We start from the raw sequence: 16,653 nt of genomic DNA, 5'->3' as shown, positions 1-16,653 counted from the left end.
TTTCTTTAGCGCATTTCGATATTGCTATTTTTCCATCCGATAATTTCCCGCTCTGATCTCAATCTTCTTTTTTGAGGATTTGAATATTTTTTTTCTTAGGAGGTGAACCGGCTTTAAGGAGTTATCCTCCGCAACAACAAAGCCGACAATCTATGACCAAGCAATGGAGTCCTTCTGTATTTAAAGATTTTCACCGCCAGGAATATGATGCCTGCGGTATTGTAGCATGCATGGAAAAAAAGAGAATTCCTACGAGGGAAAATATTTACAATTGTATTAATGCTCTCCTTACAATGAACCACCGTGCGGGGTTTATTAATGGCGAAGGAGATGGGGTTGGAATTCATATCGACATCCCTCGAAAACTATGGAAGGAAAAATTGCGATCTGCTGGAGCGGACCCTGAACAAGCTGAAAAAGATAATTTTGTCGTCGGACATGTGTTTATTAATAGATATACAGATGCAGCGTTTATAAAAAAGGAGCTTTCTACTAAGCTAGAAGCCTTAAATTTTAACATTCTATATCAAACAGATGAAGTTACGGACTCCTCTGCACTTGGTCCAATTGCGATTCAGGAAAACCCGGTGTTTTGGCAGTTCGCCTGCTCATCTGACCTTACCGGCCAGGAATTGTCGAAAACATTGTTTGAGTTGATTGTTGAATTTGAATTAAATGAGAATGTCCACGTTGCTTCTTTAAGCCAACATCATGCTGTTTACAAAGTAATGGGAGCAGGCGACATCCTTCCTAAATACTATAAAGATCTAGCGAGCCCTCTTATTGCTTCAACTATGACTTTAGGCCACAACCGCTATTCTACAAATACACTATCAAGTTTTTTCCGTGTTCAGCCGTTCAGTGTACTCGGTCATAACGGAGAAATAAACACCATTGCAAAGCTTCGTGATGAAGCAAAAATGATTGGTGTTCCGCTTGTAAAAGATGGAAGTGACTCACAGGACTTAAGCAGGACGATCGAAACACTCATTTGCCGTGATGGCTATTCTCTTTTTGAAGCTATGGACATAATGTTTCCTCCGATTATTAATGAAATAAAGGTGTACCCAGAGCATCTTCAGGATTTGTACACATATATCCGAGAAGCGTGGGGCCATTTTGCCCAAGGACCTGCGGGTATCATTTCCCGTTTTGGTGATGAAGCTGTTTTCAGCGTAGATGCATTAGGACTCCGTCCATTATGGATGATCGAAACAGAATCATCCTATCTGTTTTCATCAGAGCCGGGGATTATTCCTTCAAGTGAATATGTGAATAACCCTAAACCACTCGCTCCCGGAGAAAAAGTCGGGCTAAAGTGGAAGGTTGACAGTTTGCAAGTTTTTGAGCAAGAACAATATCAATTAGAAGTATACCGACGTTTTTCCAAAAGAATAAATGTAGCCGATACTCGCAAGAGACTCGTGCCACCACTTTTAGAAAAAACAATTACAATGAATTATCCGGATAAAATTCATAATGGACAATATAAAGCATTTGGCTGGGAACGTGACCATGTCCAGCTAATTGAGCAAATGGCAGAAAAAGGTGTCGAGCCAATTCGTTCCCTTGGACACGATGCGCCTCTTGCTGCCCTTAATCCTGAACGGAAAAATATCGCTGATTTTATTAAAGAAAGTGTAGCAGTCGTTACAAACCCTGCCATTGACAGGGATCGGGAAATGGAACATTTTTCTACCCGAACTGTTATTGGCCGTCGCCCGGACCTTTTCAAAAAACAAGAAACATCAACCGTTATAGAACTGACAACTCCTTTATTGATTGAGGGAAAAGCTGGCTACGAGTGTTCAAAAGAGCTTCAACAGCCTAGCTATGATCAGGTTGTTCATTATTTTCAAAAACAACAGTTGGCAGTCTATTTACCTATGACATTTAAAGCAGAAGAAACGATTGAAAATGCGCTTGTTCGCCTTTCCGAAGCGGCTGTTACCGCTGTTAAAGATGGAAAGACATTGCTGATATTGGATGATGCGAATGCACATCTTGATAACGCTCTTTGGATTGATCCGCACCTTGTAACATCTGCCATCGACCAAGCACTCGTAAAAGCAGATCTTAGAAGAGAATGTTCTTTGCTTCTAAGGTCTGCATCCATCCGCTCTTTACACGACATTGTTGTGGCATACGGCTTGGGTGCAGATTTAATCAGCCCTTACTATATGTTTATGACCGTTTTTGACGAGTCAATAAAACCATTAACAAATCTTTACAATGCTTTAACAAAAGGACTTGAAAAAGTCATCTCTACGTTAGGAATCCATGAACTTCGGGGATATGGACGATTATTTTCCGCAATCGGCTTAAATGAACAAGTTGCGGAATACTTGAACATCGTCAATTTCTTCGGTTCAAAAGAGCTTTCCTACAACTTTGAAACCATGAAACAAGATGCTATTCAGAGAGCAAAGGATTATCACAATGAAAAGGAGAGAATCGGGAAATCATTCCATTTATTCCCTAGAATATGGAAGGCAATCGGAGAAGTGGCAGCAACTGGAGATTACAGCGTCTATCGTGAAAAAATCAGCGAGCAGGAGGAACAAAATCCAACCACCATTCGCCATTTAACTGGATTAAAGAAAGCTTCTACTCCTCTTTCACCGAATGAAGTAGATATAAATGTGGGAGAACACAACTTGCCGTTTGTCATTTCTTCGATGTCATTTGGATCGCAAAATGAAATAGCCTTCCGTGCTTATGCTGAAGGAGCAGAACGGCTAAATATGGTCAGCTTAAACGGTGAAGGCGGAGAAATCAAAGATATGCTCGGAAAATATCCAAGAACTCGCGGACAGCAAGTTGCATCTGGACGATTCGGGGTTAATGCTGAACTATTAAATTCTTCAAACTTGCTTGAGATTAAAATCGGGCAAGGGGCAAAACCAGGCGAAGGCGGTCATCTGCCAGGTTCAAAAGTTACAGCAAAAATTGCAGAAGCAAGGAATGCCACAATCGGTTCTGATTTAATCTCTCCTTCAAATAATCATGATATTTATTCAATAGAAGATCTCGCACAAATGATTCACGAACTAAAAACGGCCAATGATAAAGCAAAAGTAGCCGTTAAAGTTCCAGTTGTTCCAAATATCGGAACAATCGCAGTCGGGATTGCCAAAGCCGGTGCAGATATCATTACTTTAAGTGGCTTTGACGGTGGGACAGGTGCAGCCAGAATCCACGCTCTTGAACATGTCGGCCTGCCTGTTGAAATCGGGGTAAAAGCAGCACATAACGCACTACTTGAAGCCGGTCTGCGTGATAAAGTGGAATTATGGGCAGACGGCGGGATCAAAAGTGCACTAGATGTCTTAAAAGTGATGTTACTTGGAGCTAATCGGATCGGATTTGGTACACTTTCAATGCTTGCCATCGGCTGTACTACATGCCGCGGCTGTCATTTAGATACATGCCATGTTGGTATAGCAACACAAATTGAATCAGAGGCCCAAGCAAAAGAACACGGCCTTCGCCGCTTTGTTCCTCGCCAATTTGATTCAGCTGTTCAAGGAATTGTAAATTTATTTACGGCCTTTGGAAATGAACTGAAAGCTCTCGCTGCTTCGATTGGAATTAAAAAATTGCAAGATGCAGTCGGAAGATCAGATCTGCTTGAACAAATAAAAGGAAAAGACCAACTAGATTTAACATATTTGTTAAAAACACTTGAAATTGGACAGATTGCACAATATGAAGCAGCTTCCTCTCTCGAAACGAAGCAGCTTCAAGTTGCGGCAGGTGCAGAATATCTTGATGCTGTTGAAGAAGAATTGCATCAGTCCCGCGAGTTCATAAGCATCACATCAGAACAGCGGATTCTTGGAAGCCGTGTCTCTTGTCATCGAGTTCGCGGACGCCTTGATGGATCGTATAAATACCTCCCTCCTGTCCATCTGAAATACCGCAGATCCATTTTAGGAAATGGGCTTGGTGCCTACAATAGCGAAGGTATTCATATAGAAGTTGACGGCGGAGGGCAAGATGGAGTGGGTAAAACGTCCATCGGTGGAACCATTCTTATCTTTAAATCAAAAGGAAAGGACGGCCGTTATTACAACGGTTCAGTCGGAAAAGGTTTTGGCTACGGCGCACAAAAAGGATTGCTTGTAGCGCAAGGAAATGCTGATGCCCGCGCTGGAATCCGCCTTTCCGGTGCAGATATAATTATTGGCGGGCAGCTAAAACAGCCAATTCCAAAAATAGAGATGGGAAATATCGGTGCGAAAGCAAATATAAAAGGATTTGCATTTGAATACATGACGAATGGAAGAGGGCTTGTACTTGGTGATCCTGGTCCATGGATTTGCGCAGGTATGACGGGAGGTGTCGTTTATTTACGCCATCAGCCGGAAATGGGCTTAACAGTTGAAGCGATTCAAAGACGTATTGCGAAAGGAGCGAAAGTTTCCATAACACCACTTTCAGAAAGAGGAAAACAGGATGTGGTAGAGCTTCTAGGAAAATATGTTCTAATGCTTGAACAGCAAGGCCAGGAAACGGAAGCAAAAGCACTTGCCCTTCTTTTAGAAAATCCGGAAAATCACTTTTTACAAATTATCCCTGTTAAAGAACAAGCAGATCCGTCTGTTTCAACAGAATAAATAGAAAAAATATAAAGTCATCAAGGGACTGAATCCTGGGGGCTTTTTCCTCAACATTCAGTCCCTTTTGCAATGTTTAAGCAAAGCAGAAAAAAACTGTGAAATTTAATAAATTTCCTAAATATGTTCCTTGAACTTCCTTGCCTTTCATTGTATAGTACATTTGTTTGGTTCAGAAACGAATAGTTGTTAGTATATAATTACATAATAGAAAAATTAGCTTACATGGATTATTCACTATTACGTAAGAAAGGAATCAATATTTCATGAAGCTTGGTGCCCGCATATTTAAGACGGGAATCGCAATCATTTTGGCCTTGTTTCTGGCTAAGATGTTCGGACTAAAATCCCCCGTTTTTGCAGGGATTGCAGCCATATTTGCTGTTCAACCTACCATCTATCGGTCATATTTATCTATTATAGAACAAATTCAAGGGAACATAATCGGAGCTATAACTGCTGTCTTTTTTGTTCTACTTTTAGGCAACGATTTCTTAATTGTTGGGTTAGCGGCGATAATTGTTATAACCATCAATCTAAAATTGAAAATTGAAAACACCATTTCTCTTTCGCTCGTTACATTAATCGCAATTATGGAAAATCCCGGAGGAGATTTTATTGAGTTTGCTCTATTGCGTTTTTCAACCATTATGCTTGGTATTTTGTCCGCTTTTATAGTAAACCTTGTTTTCTTGCCGCCTAAATATGAGAACAAACTATATTATAAAATCACTAAAATTACAGAAGAAATCACTAAATGGATTCGGCTAAGGCATGCCTCAGAGTATACATTACTAAAAAATGGTATCGAAAAAATAAAAGAAGATATGATTAAGCTTGACCAGCTTTATTTGATGTACAAAGAGGAAAGGAATTATTTTAAGAGAAATGATCTAGCCAAATCGAGAAAGCTTGTCATCTACCGGCAAATGATTTCGGCCGTTAAAAAATCGCTCGAAACATTAAAAAAATTACATCGATTCGAAAATGAATTTTTCGAAATGCCGACGTCATTTCAGGAAGTCATTCAAGAGCAGCTAGACTGCTTGATAAACCATCATGAACAGCTCCTCCTTAAATTTATCGGAAAAACCCGTCTCCATGGAGAAAATGAAGACCCAAAGGTTTGTTTAAATAAAAAAGAGCTGTTAGAATTATTTTTAGCTCTACAAAAAGAATCTAACGATCCTGAAGATGCGATGTTTTTTCACATGATGCAAGTTGTTTCAACTATTATTGAATACGGAGAACAATTGGAACACCTTGATTTACTCATTCATAGCTTTCAATCCTATCACAAAAGGGATAATGAAGTTGAAATTGAAAAAGTTGAAGAGTAAAGTGATCAGTCCCCTATTTCAAATTCCGTGTCACTACGGACACTAATTACTGCTGCTTCTGCCTTCGCAGCTCTGAACTTCACCTTTTAGATTACACCCATGCCAATTACACTAAGAAAAAGTCTGCCCATTATTTACAGGGCAGACTTTTTCTTATCATTTATCTATTTTTTCTTTGTTGTGTTTTTGGCTGTTTCTTTAATTCTTCCTGCAGCTTTTTAATATTCGGTAATCCATGAATATAACCGACTGCACCAGCTTGATCAATTCCATATGTTGCGTCAACAGCTTTTTTCACATCCTCAATTTTTACCGCTGTCGGCGCAAAATTGTCTAATTCGTCTCCTGGATGCTGGAAGTTGCTCATTAGGTAGCTAAATCCATTTCTGTTATCGACCGCTTGAAGTCCAGTTGCCTCTGCACCAGCCGGAATGGATAAAACGCGAGATAACTTTTTCGTATCAACGTTATACGCCCATACAAAATTGTTAATATGTTGGCTGCTATCTTCCCCGATAAACAATGTGCGATAATCCTCAGAGAAGCTTAAGTTGTCCGGACCAGCAATTTTATTCACGTTCGCTTTATTCCCATAAGCGTCCGGCTGCGCTAAATCTTCGCCAACAAGAAGCGCCTTCATTGTAGAAGCTACATATCCGCTGCTAATCGGCTCACCAGTTATATTCTTCTGTCCTGGCTTTAAGCTCAGCTCATAAACCGCACCAGCTTTCACTTTTGCAAACTGAATGTGATCCGTAGGGTCTTGGTCGTTTTTCTCCATACCTTTCCCAATATCAGAAATCGCTACATATACTTTTTTGTCTTTCGCATTCACCGCTAAGCCTTCCATTTTATTAAACTCGCTTGTTGCTCCCAACATCGCCGCGTAACGGCGCGTTTCTAGGAATGCCGCAGCTTTTTCCATCCCAGGCTTCAGTTTTAAATATTCTATTTTACCATAATTGGCACTCTGGCCTGAGTATTGCTTAACAGGGATAAAACCTTCCTTCGGTACATCAGACACTTCAAAAATATCGCTGAATTTAATACCTTTATCAATCATACGTTTAATTTCACTATCTCTTGCATGTCCAAGTTTAATCCATTCTAAATTGCCTGCTCCGCCGTTTTCCGCACTTGTTTGCGTAAATTTCGCCGCATATAATGTCCCTGCTGACAAATCACGCGGTTTATCAGCAACGTACATAAACAGCGTTGTATATTCTCCGTCGTCACCAAAATAAGCAGTACGCTCATCCGGCATAACAACCATCAATTCATTGGAACGGCGTCCAGTACTATAATGTTTTACGACACGCGTCATACCGTCAGAACTGACAAATACTTCAGGAATAAAGCCGTAATTATAAGGGTTTGCTTTTTTCTCATCATCAAAATATAGCTTTGCAAAATCTTTTAAATGAGCTGTTGATTGACTGAGCTTATCTGGTGTGTCAAATTCAAATGAGCGGGCATCAGGCTCATATTCTTCTGAACCTAAGTGGGTATTCCAAGGTGTTAATGAACCGTTGCACGGCACCCATAAACCGTTAACTGCTGAAAAGTCAATTTTGTCAACTGTTGAAACTTTTAGCTCTCCTGTTTTCATGTTTTGATACAGCTTCGTTAACGTCATCGAAGCCGGTACGCGGCGCCAAGCCGGGTTGCCTGCGTTGTCCAGCGAATCATATTCATAATGAGAAACAAGGTACAAAGAACCGTCTTTCATTGGTCGAAGCAGACTGTTTGCATCTGGTGCGTCAGATACATAATGAACAGGTTTTCCATCCACCGATTTGTCCGTAATGGGGTCGCCATAATAATCCGTCGGAGTACCAGCTTGGAAAACTTCTCCATTTGACATTTTAAATTTATCTGTTGTTTTAAATAGCTCTTTATATGTAAGCGGGAATTTTTTTGTTTTTCCATTCGAATACTTTACGACAACTGAAGCTGTTGTAAACGGTTTGCTCATTTCTTCAACGGTAGCTGGCACTCTCGAACCGTTAAATGTGACCGATTCAATCTTTACTTCTTTTGTCGCGGCTTTAACTGGATGCAATGTTGGTGCCAAAATCCCAAGAGCCAAAGCAATGGCAATTCCTTTCTTTTTCATCATCTTCCTCCTTGAGATAGAATAAATTTCCTAACTCTATTTAACAGAAGTATTGTTAAAATATTTTTATAGATTAGTAAAATGAATGTTAATATTTACATGAAAATTTAGGTAAAAAAAAGCCGACACTATTAATGGTCGATCTGCTGCACTTGAAATAGTTTATAGTAACCGCCTTGTTTCTTCATCAATTCTTCATGGGTTCCTTGTTCGGATATTTCCCCATTTTCAATTAAGACAATTCTGTCAGCATGGGTAATAGTCGATAGCCGGTGTGCGACAATAAATGTGGTTCGGTCCTTTGCTAATTTTTCTAAAGCCTCCTGAATCAAATGTTCACTTTCCAAATCGAGGGCTGAGGTTGCTTCATCCAAAATCAGTATTGGCGGATTCTTAAGAAAAACTCTGGCGATCGCGATTCTCTGTTTTTGGCCTCCGGACAATTTGACACCTCTTTCTCCTATTGTTGTGTCATAACCATCAGGCAAATTCATAATAAATTCATGGGCATTTGCAGCTTTTGCCGCTTCAATGATTTCTTCATCGGAAGCATCAGGCTTGCCGAGCAGGATATTCAATTTAACAGACTCACTAAACAAAATATTGTCCTGCAGAACCATCCCGATTTTATCTCTGAGACTCCTTACTTTAAAAGTTCTTATATCCTTCCCGTCCAACAAGATTCTACCTGATGTCACATCATAAAATCTTGGAATCAAACTTACTAGAGATGATTTTCCTCCGCCGCTCATGCCGACAAAGGCAACTGTTTCTCCCTTTTTCACCTCAAGGTTTATATTTCTTAAAACAGTTTCTTCTTCTGAAGAATAGGAGAAGCTTATATTTTCAAAAGTAATATCCCCATGAACTTCCTTACATTCGATTGCACCAGGGGAGTCTTCAATATCATATTTTTCATCCATTAACTCAAAAACCCTGTCCATCGAAGCGAATGATTGCGTTAAAGATGTTGAAGAATTGACTAGCCGCCTTAACGGATTGTAAAGCCTGTCAATGTAAGCAATAAATGCAACCATTGTTCCCAATGATAAATTTTCCTGGATCACCTGATAACCTGAATAGCCAATGACAATTAGTGGTGCAATATCGGTTATCGTATTAACAACGGCAAAAGCTTTTGCATTCCAGCGTGTATGGTTTAAAGCTTTTGCTAAAAAGTGTCTGTTTTGCTTATCAAATTGAGTTTGTTCAAAATCTTCAATCGCAAAGCTTTTAATAACAGCCATTCCTTGTACTCTCTCATGCAAATAGCTCTGAACTTCTGCAAGAGCTTGCGAACGAACCCTCGTAAGCTTCCGCAAATTTCCAAAAAAATAATTAACAGAGAAAGCATAAAACGGTAATAATATCAATGAAACAATCGTTAAAGAAACATCCATCGTAAACATAATGGCTATGGAAATAACAATCGTAGCCGTATCCAGCCATAAATTCATTAAACCGCTAATGACAAAAGTCTTTGTCTGCTCAACATCGTTAATAACCCTGGATATTACTTCTCCCGCCCTTGTATTTGCATAATATTTAAAGCTTAATTTTTGAAGATGCGTAAAAAGACGGTCCCGAATATCGTATAATATTTTGTTTGCAGTCCACTGGGCAAAATATTGGCGGTAATATTCGATCGGAGGGCGAAGTACGACAAACACGATGAGCATCAAGCTCATTATCCAATACAATTTATTAATTTTATCCTCTTTTGTAAGAACATCATTTGAAACGATATCATCAACGACATATTTAATTATCAGTGGAATTAACAGGGGAATGGCAAATTTGATTACTCCAATAATGATCGTCCCAATAATTTGCAAACGATACGGTTTAACAAAGTGTAAATACCTTCGAATACTGTCCAAGCCTTCTCCCCCTCCGGTACAGTAAATCTTTCTCTTTTTTCTAGTTCAAACATATAAAAAACCTGTTGAATCGGTATCAACAGGCTGCGGGTCAGGACTTACATCCAAAAATTAGCGTCTGTATGTCAAATAGCGTTCATACCAAATATCAATAAAATCAGGTGAAAATGGACCCTTACGCTGACGGATCCACCGGATCAGTTTGGCAACATTTCTTTTCAAAATTTGGTCGATCACATCTGGGTAATTCATTTCTTTTCTGTGTCGCTCATACTCATCTTCGTCCAATATATTAAATGTCATATCAGGAAATACCTTTATATCCAAATCATAATCGATATATTTTAACGCTTCATTATCATATATAAAAGGTGAACTTAAGTTACAGTAATAATAAACTCCGTCTTCCCGGATCATTCCAATAATATTGAACCAGTACTGTGAATGGAAATAACAAATAGCAGGCTCCCTTGTAATCCAGGTCCTTCCATCTGCTTCTGTAACCATTGAACGGTCATTTCCGCCAATAACAAGATTTTGCGTCCCTTTTAATACAGTCGTTTCTTCCCAGACGCGATGGATGTGCCCATTATGCTTATAACTATGAATTTGAATTGATTCACCTTCGATGGGTACGCCCATTTTTCACCCCTACTTTCATCCCGGACGCTTTGCAACATATACAAGTAATTACATCCAGCCACCTGATTGTGAAAATTTGGCTGATGACAAATTCCGATTGGTCTTCCCTCTAAAGAAGATTGTTTCCATGTTTGAGACTCTTTTATACAGAGATAACAATCGAGAAAAGACAACAAGGAAAGAAGCCTATTCTATATTATTATAACGGTTAAAAAAAGAATTTAAAACAAAAGAGCCATTTTTTATGACTCTTTAGAGAAAATCTTGATTTTCGGCAAAAGATCTGCTTAAGACATTCAAAGACAATGACTAACATTAACATGTAATTTTTGAAGCCTGATAAATCCGAATAACCTCTTCTGTCTGCAGTCCAAATATTCTATGTATTTCCTTCAGTTCCTCTTTCATTTTTGCAATTTCCAACTGGATGCTTTCAAGCTCAGCTTCTTCCTGCAGAATTATTAATTCACGTTCAATTTCTTGGCAACGTTCTAGTTCACTCTGTAAATACAACAGCTTCTCCATTGTTTTCATCTGTTCATTTACTAAGCGGTTAAACATCTGCATATCAATCACCGTCCCATTTGTTTCTTTAATATATTTATTCGTGGATGGCTTCTAAACTCCTTTATCTACTTATGTTGATGGAGAGGAAGTTTTGTCGAATGGTTTATTAACGATTATCGTTTGAAGTAGTGGAAATGATTTTAAAAAAATATCAAATTTCTTCAAAAAGGAGATCCAATATTTAGGAAATAAAAAAGCACTCTTACGAATAAGAGTGCCAAAACTTATGCTATTAATTGCTTTGTCCGGATTGGCCGGAATTTTGTGCCTTTTTCGCTTCAGCTTGTTGGTTTTGTTGTCTTACTTCTTGAGCATTAGTTTCACTTGCAAACTCAGTACCAAATTGACCTTGACCAGCTGCCTGACTTTGAGCTGACTGAGCGTTTTGTTGTCTTACTTCTTGAATGTTAGTACCAGCTTGCGATTTATTTGGCTGTTGATTGTTTGCCATCGTAATCACCTCCACGAACAATAATTTATCCATTCGCGGAAGAAATTATCCAGCATTTTTATACCAAAATAAACCAATTAAATTTATACTAACAGAGAGATTCCTCCATCTACAATGATTGTTTGCCCTCTAATCATGCTTGCTTCATCTGAAATTAAGAACATAATCGTATTCACTATGTCTTCGATTTCCACCATTCTGCCCGCAGGCGTTTTTGCTTTTGCTTCCCGAAGAAGTTCCTCCCGATTTGGAAAATGTTTTAATGCATCCGTATCAATCGCTCCCCCGGATACAGCATTAACAACAATATTTTTTGGCGCTAATTCGACCGCCAAATATCTTGTTAAAGCTTCTAAAGCAGCTTTTGAAACACCGACAGTTGTATAATTTTCCAAATAGCGAATGGATCCTAACGAGCTTATGCTGACAATTTTACCGCCGCCGCTTCTTTCCATTAATTTGGCCGCTTCCTTTGCACAGAACAATAATGCCTTGCTGTTAATATTCATTGTCCAATCCCAATGGGACTCTTCAATCTCCAACGCCGGCCGAAGAACTCCGGAAGCTGCATTATTGATAAAAACATCAAGTCTGCCGAATTCGTTGTTAATTTGTTCAAACATATTTTTAATTTTCTCAACGTCACCAACGTTTGCTTTTACAACGAGCGCTTTCCTGCCTAATTGCTCTATTTCTCCTGCAGTTTCAAGTGCTGCTGATTTGCTTCTTGCATAATTAATAACGATATCATACCCTTTTTTGGCTAACCGCAATGCTGTTGCTTTGCCAATTCCTCTGCTGCTGCCTGTTACGAGTGCTACTTTTTGACTCATAGCAAAAATCCTTTCTTTTCTCGTTTTATTTATATTTTAACTTTTCCATGTATAGAAAACAATGTTAGAAAAAAACTAGGTTTAGATCATATAAATGTGGTGAAAGGGTGTTTGTGATGTATGTTGGCCGTGATATGACCGAGCTTTCAATGTTGCCGAAAACAGAATGGGAAAAAAGTGAACTGGCCTTTTTTCATCATTCACTTCAGCAGATGGTTCCTTATTTAAATGCAGAAGGGCAGACAATCCATCGTGAAATTATAAAAGAAATTGAACGGCGCGGGGGACTTGAACGCACAGAAGCAAATTATTCTCATGGAACGAAAACCTCATTCGATTGAGTGTACATCGAAATGGAGAACGCTTAAGTTAAAGCGTTTTCCTGTTTGACTCTAAATATTGAGTAAACATTTTCTGATGAGAGACAGGAAATGCAAATTCTTTGAGATTTTTAGGCGAAACAAATCTTATATGATCGTTTTCTTTTATTTTATTTAATATAGTCCCTTTATACACGTTAATATTCCACACTACATGCGAAAAAACATGTTCAATTTGGCCTATTGCTTCCCCTATAATGGCATCTGCTCCGTATTCGCGTTTAAGAAACTGCGATAACTGCTCCTTATCATTTTTTATTGTTAGATTGATTTCCGTATTTGGAAATTCCCAAAGATTAGCGAGCAAGCCAGAGCTTGGCCGTTTATGAATAAGAATGTTTCCATCCTGATCTGAAAGCACAGCTGCAGCAAGCTGCACATTTTTTGGCTTCTTCTTTTTCGTTTTTACCGGCAAGTTTTCTTGAACGCCTTCGTGAAAGGCCTGGCAATGTTCTCTAACCGGGCATAATAAACAGGATGGAGAAGTAGGAGTGCAGATAATCGCCCCCAGTTCCATTAGAGCTTGATTAAAGTAGGAAGGATTTTCATAAGAAATCAGCTTTCTGACGGCTTCTTCGAATATTTTTCGGGTTGCCTGCCTTGCAATATCTTCCCAAATCGTTAAAATTCTTGATAATACCCTCATTACATTGCCATCAACTGCCGGTTCCGGCAGACCATACGCTATACTAAGAATGGCACCGGCTGTATACGGCCCTACACCTTTAAGAGAAGCAATCTTTTCACGTGAATCCGGCACTTTTCCGCCGTAAACTTCCTTAACTTCTCTAACAGCTTCCTGCAAGTTTCTAGCCCTGGAATAGTATCCAAGCCCTTCCCACGCTTTTAATACTTTTTCTTCATCTGCTTCTGCAAGGGCATCAATCGTTGGGAATTGTTCTATAAAACGATTATAATAAGGAATCACTGTTTCTACTCTCGTCTGTTGAAGCATAATTTCGGAAACCCAGATTTTATACGGGTCCCGATCTTTTCTCCAAGGAAGAATCCGCTGTTCTCTTTCGAACCAGCTGATTAAATCTTGCTGAAAGGATTGAATATCCATTTTCTCAATCGTTTCTAAATGTGTTTTCGACACTTTTGTTCCTCCAAGATGTTAAACTTTACTGAAAGATGGACATATTATATTACAGTTCCTTTTTTAATGCACAACACTCGACTTGCTGAAGCCCTCCGGAAATGAATTGGTCAAGGCAGCCGAAAACAGTATGATTTTTCGATTTTCTCAATTTTTTCAAAGCAAAATAGTGTGATTCAGTGGGAAGGAGGAAAGATTCGACTACACGATAAGGCTTTGAATCAATCTGCCTCCACTTAATATCTTCCGCTCCGAATAAGGGCAGCAAAGCAACTATATGATCCATCGCTTTTTTATATTGAGAAAAAAATGAATCTTTAACCTCATAATAGACAATCATTTGGAGCTGTTTTTTCAATTTTCACATCTCCTTTGATGCAAGTTTTATTAATTTGACGTTCATGCAACTATGACTAATTTTAAAAGGAGGCGCTTTCCTCTTGGACACCGGCACTCACGTAGTTATGGGACTGGCACTTGGCGGACTGGCTACTCTTGACCCTGCTGTCATGGAAAGCTCGGCAACAGCAAGCAGTGTGTTAATAGCCACCATCATCGGTTCACAGGCACCTGATATAGATACATTATTAAAGCTTAAAAACAATGCTGTTTATATCCGAAATCACAGGGGAATTACACATTCAATACCAGCCGTACTCATATGGCCTTTTGCCATTGTCGCACTTATTTATCCGTTTTTCCCTGAAGCTAATTTGCCTCATTTATGGATTTGGACATTTGTGGCTGTTTTCCTTCATGTTTTTGTCGACATATTTAATGCCTACGGCACGCAGGCTTTGCGTCCATTTTCGTCGAAATGGGTCGCACTGGGGGTTATAAATACCTTCGATCCGTTTATTTTCTCAATTCATGTAATGGGTTTATTTCTCTGGGCGTTAGGTGCACATCCAGGTTATACGTTTCTTGCCATCTATTCAGTAATTATTGTGTACTATATCATCCGTTTCCAGTACAAACGAATAATACTAAAAGCTGTAAAAAAAGTGATACCTGATGCATCGGAAATTATCATTGCGCCAACGATAAAATTCCATCAGTGGCGGATTGCTGTCACCAATAAACACCAATTTTTTGTAGGCAGAGCTTATAAAAAACATGTACGCATCCTTGACCAGTTCAATCGGGTCCCCATTCCTAAATCACCTGTTTTGGAGGTTGCAAAAAAAGATAAAAACCTCTCCGCTTTTCTATCGTTTTCACCAGTTTACCGCTGGGAACTAGATGAATATGACAATTATTATGAGGTTCGCTTTATCGACTTACGCTACCGCAGCAACGGATATTACCCTTTTGTTGCTGTCGTACAACTCGACAAGAATTTGAATATTCTCCGTTCCTATACAGGTTGGATTTTCAGTGAGGAAAAGCTCAGGAAAAAGCTAGATATTATTCCCGGATAAATGAAAAAGATCGAAGACTGGCCATCAACACTTTAAAACTTTAACACAGTGAGGGACTGGAATTTATAAGAAGGGACCAGGTATTTTCACCATCACCTGGCCCCAGTTTTTTAATGAACATCTTTTTGCCCCAACTCAAGCAAATGCTTATATTTTGGATTTCTTGCAACAAATTCATGAAGCTTATCACCATAATTTTCGATCCACTGCCGGACAATTCTTTCGGTCATCTCGCTTCCCTTATATTCCCTCCCGGCTTTTGCATAAGTGGTCTCAAAATCATCCCAAAGAAGCTCAACCCATGTTAAAGCCTGTGTGTATGATAAATGCTGATTTTTTTCAGCTAATATTTCTGCAAGCCTTTCTTGATAATCCTTCAAATGAACCACCCCATTACCATTTATTTAACGTTTAGTTGTCCCTTCTTAATCAAATACTATTGATAACGTGAACTGCAAATGAATGAATGATTTGCATCACGTTGCAAACTGTCTTTGGGAGGGTTTCAAATGCGGAATAAAGCAAGAAATTACCCAACTCCAAAAACCATCAAATTAGAGGGTGAACCTCGAGCGAAAGCTGAATATGCCTCAACAAGAGCAGATGGAACAATTAATACACATCCGCAAGAACGGATGAAGGCATCATCTGATCGAAGCAAAGACACAACCGAATTGTCTTAAAAGGTGAGGTGGATATAAAATGGGTAATATAAAAAAATATTTTGATAATAATCCTAATTCCAGTTCGTTTACCGCTCCGTGGTATAATCCAAAACATGCCCATTCTCAAGTAAACGGAGAAACCCAACTAACGCAAGACCTTATTATTTTAAAAAAACAAACAAGAAAACAATCGTAATAATATTGGAGGGGACCAAACCCCTCCAAAACAATCATATTGTCATTGTTGGAGGGAATCAGATCCTTATGATCCAGTCTCTTCTAACTTTTTTAACATCGAAATAGGAAGGGCTTCATCTTTTCCATTTCCATTTAACCTGTATCCCCAAGCAAAAACACCGTTTAGATAGTAAATCTTGAAATACGCGCCAGGATCGCCCTCAATTTGATATATATCTCCAGGCTTAAAATCTTCAGGATTTAACAAATATGATTTCGCCATGGCAGCTTTTCTTTCTAACACGGCAAATTCATTGACCATCCCCATTTGTTCCGCTTTACGTGCTTTTTCATGAAGTTTTGCAATCTCCTGTTGAAGTTCATATTCAGTCATTTCACTATAACGTTTTTGCTGCATTTTTTCACTCCTAAACTTGCCGATGCACTTGTTATTGTTTTTTCC

16 protein-coding genes are annotated in these 16,653 nt (G+C 39.0%); 6 read left to right on the top strand and 10 right to left on the bottom strand.

Features of this window, described 5'->3' with window-relative positions:
• Window positions 1-152: 152 nt before the first annotated feature.
• Together BMMGA3_RS03390 and BMMGA3_RS03385 are read left to right on the top strand one after the other, a co-directional pair.
• Window positions 153-4,619: a glutamate synthase-related protein gene (locus tag BMMGA3_RS03390; protein ID WP_003347764.1), complete on the top strand. Its 4,467-nt coding sequence runs from the start codon at window positions 153-155 to the stop codon at window positions 4,617-4,619.
• A 266-nt stretch (window positions 4,620-4,885) separates the two neighbouring features.
• Window positions 4,886-5,959, top strand: coding sequence for an FUSC family protein (locus BMMGA3_RS03385; protein WP_003347765.1), 1,074 nt, complete (start codon window positions 4,886-4,888; stop codon window positions 5,957-5,959).
• 160 nt (window positions 5,960-6,119) lie between these two features.
• On the opposite strand, the gene BMMGA3_RS03380 is transcribed toward BMMGA3_RS03385, so the two are convergent.
• The 6 genes from BMMGA3_RS03380 to fabL all read right to left on the bottom strand — a co-directional run bounded on the left by BMMGA3_RS03380 (window position 6,120) and on the right by fabL (window position 12,448).
• Window positions 6,120-8,075: a PhoX family protein gene (locus BMMGA3_RS03380; RefSeq protein ID WP_003347767.1), complete on the bottom strand. Its 1,956-nt coding sequence runs from the start codon at window positions 8,073-8,075 to the stop codon at window positions 6,120-6,122.
• A gap of 131 nt (window positions 8,076-8,206) precedes the next feature.
• Window positions 8,207-9,955: an ABC transporter ATP-binding protein gene (locus BMMGA3_RS03375; RefSeq protein WP_003347769.1), complete on the bottom strand. Its 1,749-nt coding sequence runs from the start codon at window positions 9,953-9,955 to the stop codon at window positions 8,207-8,209.
• A gap of 111 nt (window positions 9,956-10,066) precedes the next feature.
• Complete coding sequence (locus BMMGA3_RS03370) at window positions 10,067-10,597, bottom strand: nucleoside tri-diphosphate phosphatase (RefSeq protein ID WP_003347771.1); 531 nt, start codon at window positions 10,595-10,597, stop codon at window positions 10,067-10,069.
• A 315-nt stretch (window positions 10,598-10,912) separates the two neighbouring features.
• Entirely contained in the window at window positions 10,913-11,164 is a 252-nt protein-coding gene (locus BMMGA3_RS03365; RefSeq protein WP_003347774.1) for a YgaB family protein, read from the bottom strand.
• Window positions 11,165-11,396: 232 nt separating this feature from the next.
• The gene (locus tag BMMGA3_RS03360; RefSeq protein ID WP_003347776.1) at window positions 11,397-11,615 is read right to left on the bottom strand and encodes a gamma-type small acid-soluble spore protein; all 219 of its coding nucleotides are present in this window, start codon (window positions 11,613-11,615) and stop codon (window positions 11,397-11,399) included.
• Window positions 11,616-11,698: 83 nt separating this feature from the next.
• On the bottom strand, window positions 11,699-12,448 hold the full coding sequence (gene fabL, locus BMMGA3_RS03355; protein WP_003347778.1) for an enoyl-[acyl-carrier-protein] reductase FabL: 750 nt from the start codon (window positions 12,446-12,448) through the stop codon (window positions 11,699-11,701).
• Between the two features lie 116 nt (window positions 12,449-12,564).
• On the opposite strand from fabL, the gene BMMGA3_RS03350 reads away from it, so the two are divergent.
• Window positions 12,565-12,789, top strand: coding sequence for a hypothetical protein (locus tag BMMGA3_RS03350; RefSeq protein WP_003347780.1), 225 nt, complete (start codon window positions 12,565-12,567; stop codon window positions 12,787-12,789).
• Window positions 12,790-12,817: 28 nt separating this feature from the next.
• Here BMMGA3_RS03350 and mutY read toward each other — a convergent pair whose 3' ends face one another.
• Window positions 12,818-13,927 carry an A/G-specific adenine glycosylase gene (gene mutY / locus BMMGA3_RS03345; RefSeq protein WP_003347782.1) on the bottom strand — a complete coding sequence of 370 codons (1,110 nt, stop codon included), beginning with the start codon at window positions 13,925-13,927 and terminating at the stop codon, window positions 12,818-12,820.
• A 49-nt stretch (window positions 13,928-13,976) separates the two neighbouring features.
• A complete protein-coding gene (locus BMMGA3_RS03340) occupies window positions 13,977-14,285 on the bottom strand; it encodes a hypothetical protein (RefSeq protein ID WP_003347783.1) in 309 nt (102 codons plus the stop codon).
• Between the two features lie 82 nt (window positions 14,286-14,367).
• Between BMMGA3_RS03340 and BMMGA3_RS03335 the strand changes: the two genes are divergently transcribed.
• A complete protein-coding gene (locus tag BMMGA3_RS03335; RefSeq protein ID WP_003347784.1) occupies window positions 14,368-15,348 on the top strand; it encodes a metal-dependent hydrolase in 981 nt (326 codons plus the stop codon).
• A 110-nt stretch (window positions 15,349-15,458) separates the two neighbouring features.
• On the opposite strand, the gene BMMGA3_RS03330 is transcribed toward BMMGA3_RS03335, so the two are convergent.
• On the bottom strand, window positions 15,459-15,728 hold the full coding sequence (locus tag BMMGA3_RS03330) for a YfhJ family protein (RefSeq protein ID WP_003347785.1): 270 nt from the start codon (window positions 15,726-15,728) through the stop codon (window positions 15,459-15,461).
• A gap of 129 nt (window positions 15,729-15,857) precedes the next feature.
• On the opposite strand from BMMGA3_RS03330, the gene BMMGA3_RS03325 reads away from it, so the two are divergent.
• The gene (locus BMMGA3_RS03325; RefSeq protein ID WP_003347786.1) at window positions 15,858-16,031 is read left to right on the top strand and encodes a small, acid-soluble spore protein K; all 174 of its coding nucleotides are present in this window, start codon (window positions 15,858-15,860) and stop codon (window positions 16,029-16,031) included.
• Between the two features lie 19 nt (window positions 16,032-16,050).
• Window positions 16,051-16,209, top strand: a complete 159-nt coding sequence (locus tag BMMGA3_RS17035) for a YpzG family protein (RefSeq protein ID WP_003347787.1) — start codon at window positions 16,051-16,053, stop codon at window positions 16,207-16,209.
• A 66-nt stretch (window positions 16,210-16,275) separates the two neighbouring features.
• Here BMMGA3_RS17035 and BMMGA3_RS03320 read toward each other — a convergent pair whose 3' ends face one another.
• Window positions 16,276-16,608 (bottom strand): YfhH family protein, encoded by a 333-nt coding sequence (locus BMMGA3_RS03320; RefSeq protein ID WP_003347788.1) that lies wholly within the window; start codon window positions 16,606-16,608, stop codon window positions 16,276-16,278.
• Between the last annotated feature and the right edge of the window lie 45 nt (window positions 16,609-16,653).

Source organism: Bacillus methanolicus MGA3 (assembly GCF_000724485.1).
Lineage (GTDB): Bacteria > Bacillota > Bacilli > Bacillales > Cytobacillaceae > Bacillus_Z > Bacillus_Z methanolicus_A.
Note: the sequence above shows the minus strand (reverse complement) of the source record. Positions and strands in the feature narration are given on the sequence as shown.

Coding starts and splice junctions, on each gene's coding strand:
- BMMGA3_RS03390 (WP_003347764.1), top strand. CDS start 153: ATGACCAAGCAATGGAGTCCTTCTGTATTTAAAGATTTTCACCGCCAG.
- BMMGA3_RS03385 (WP_003347765.1), top strand. CDS start 4,886: ATGAAGCTTGGTGCCCGCATATTTAAGACGGGAATCGCAATCATTTTG.
- BMMGA3_RS03380 (WP_003347767.1), bottom strand. CDS start 8,075: ATGAAAAAGAAAGGAATTGCCATTGCTTTGGCTCTTGGGATTTTGGCA.
- BMMGA3_RS03370 (WP_003347771.1), bottom strand. CDS start 10,597: ATGGGCGTACCCATCGAAGGTGAATCAATTCAAATTCATAGTTATAAG.
- BMMGA3_RS03365 (WP_003347774.1), bottom strand. CDS start 11,164: ATGCAGATGTTTAACCGCTTAGTAAATGAACAGATGAAAACAATGGAG.
- BMMGA3_RS03360 (WP_003347776.1), bottom strand. CDS start 11,615: ATGGCAAACAATCAACAGCCAAATAAATCGCAAGCTGGTACTAACATT.
- fabL (WP_003347778.1), bottom strand. CDS start 12,448: ATGAGTCAAAAAGTAGCACTCGTAACAGGCAGCAGCAGAGGAATTGGC.
- BMMGA3_RS03350 (WP_003347780.1), top strand. CDS start 12,565: ATGTATGTTGGCCGTGATATGACCGAGCTTTCAATGTTGCCGAAAACA.
- BMMGA3_RS03325 (WP_003347786.1), top strand. CDS start 15,858: ATGCGGAATAAAGCAAGAAATTACCCAACTCCAAAAACCATCAAATTA.
- BMMGA3_RS17035 (WP_003347787.1), top strand. CDS start 16,051: ATGGGTAATATAAAAAAATATTTTGATAATAATCCTAATTCCAGTTCG.
- BMMGA3_RS03320 (WP_003347788.1), bottom strand. CDS start 16,608: ATGCAGCAAAAACGTTATAGTGAAATGACTGAATATGAACTTCAACAG.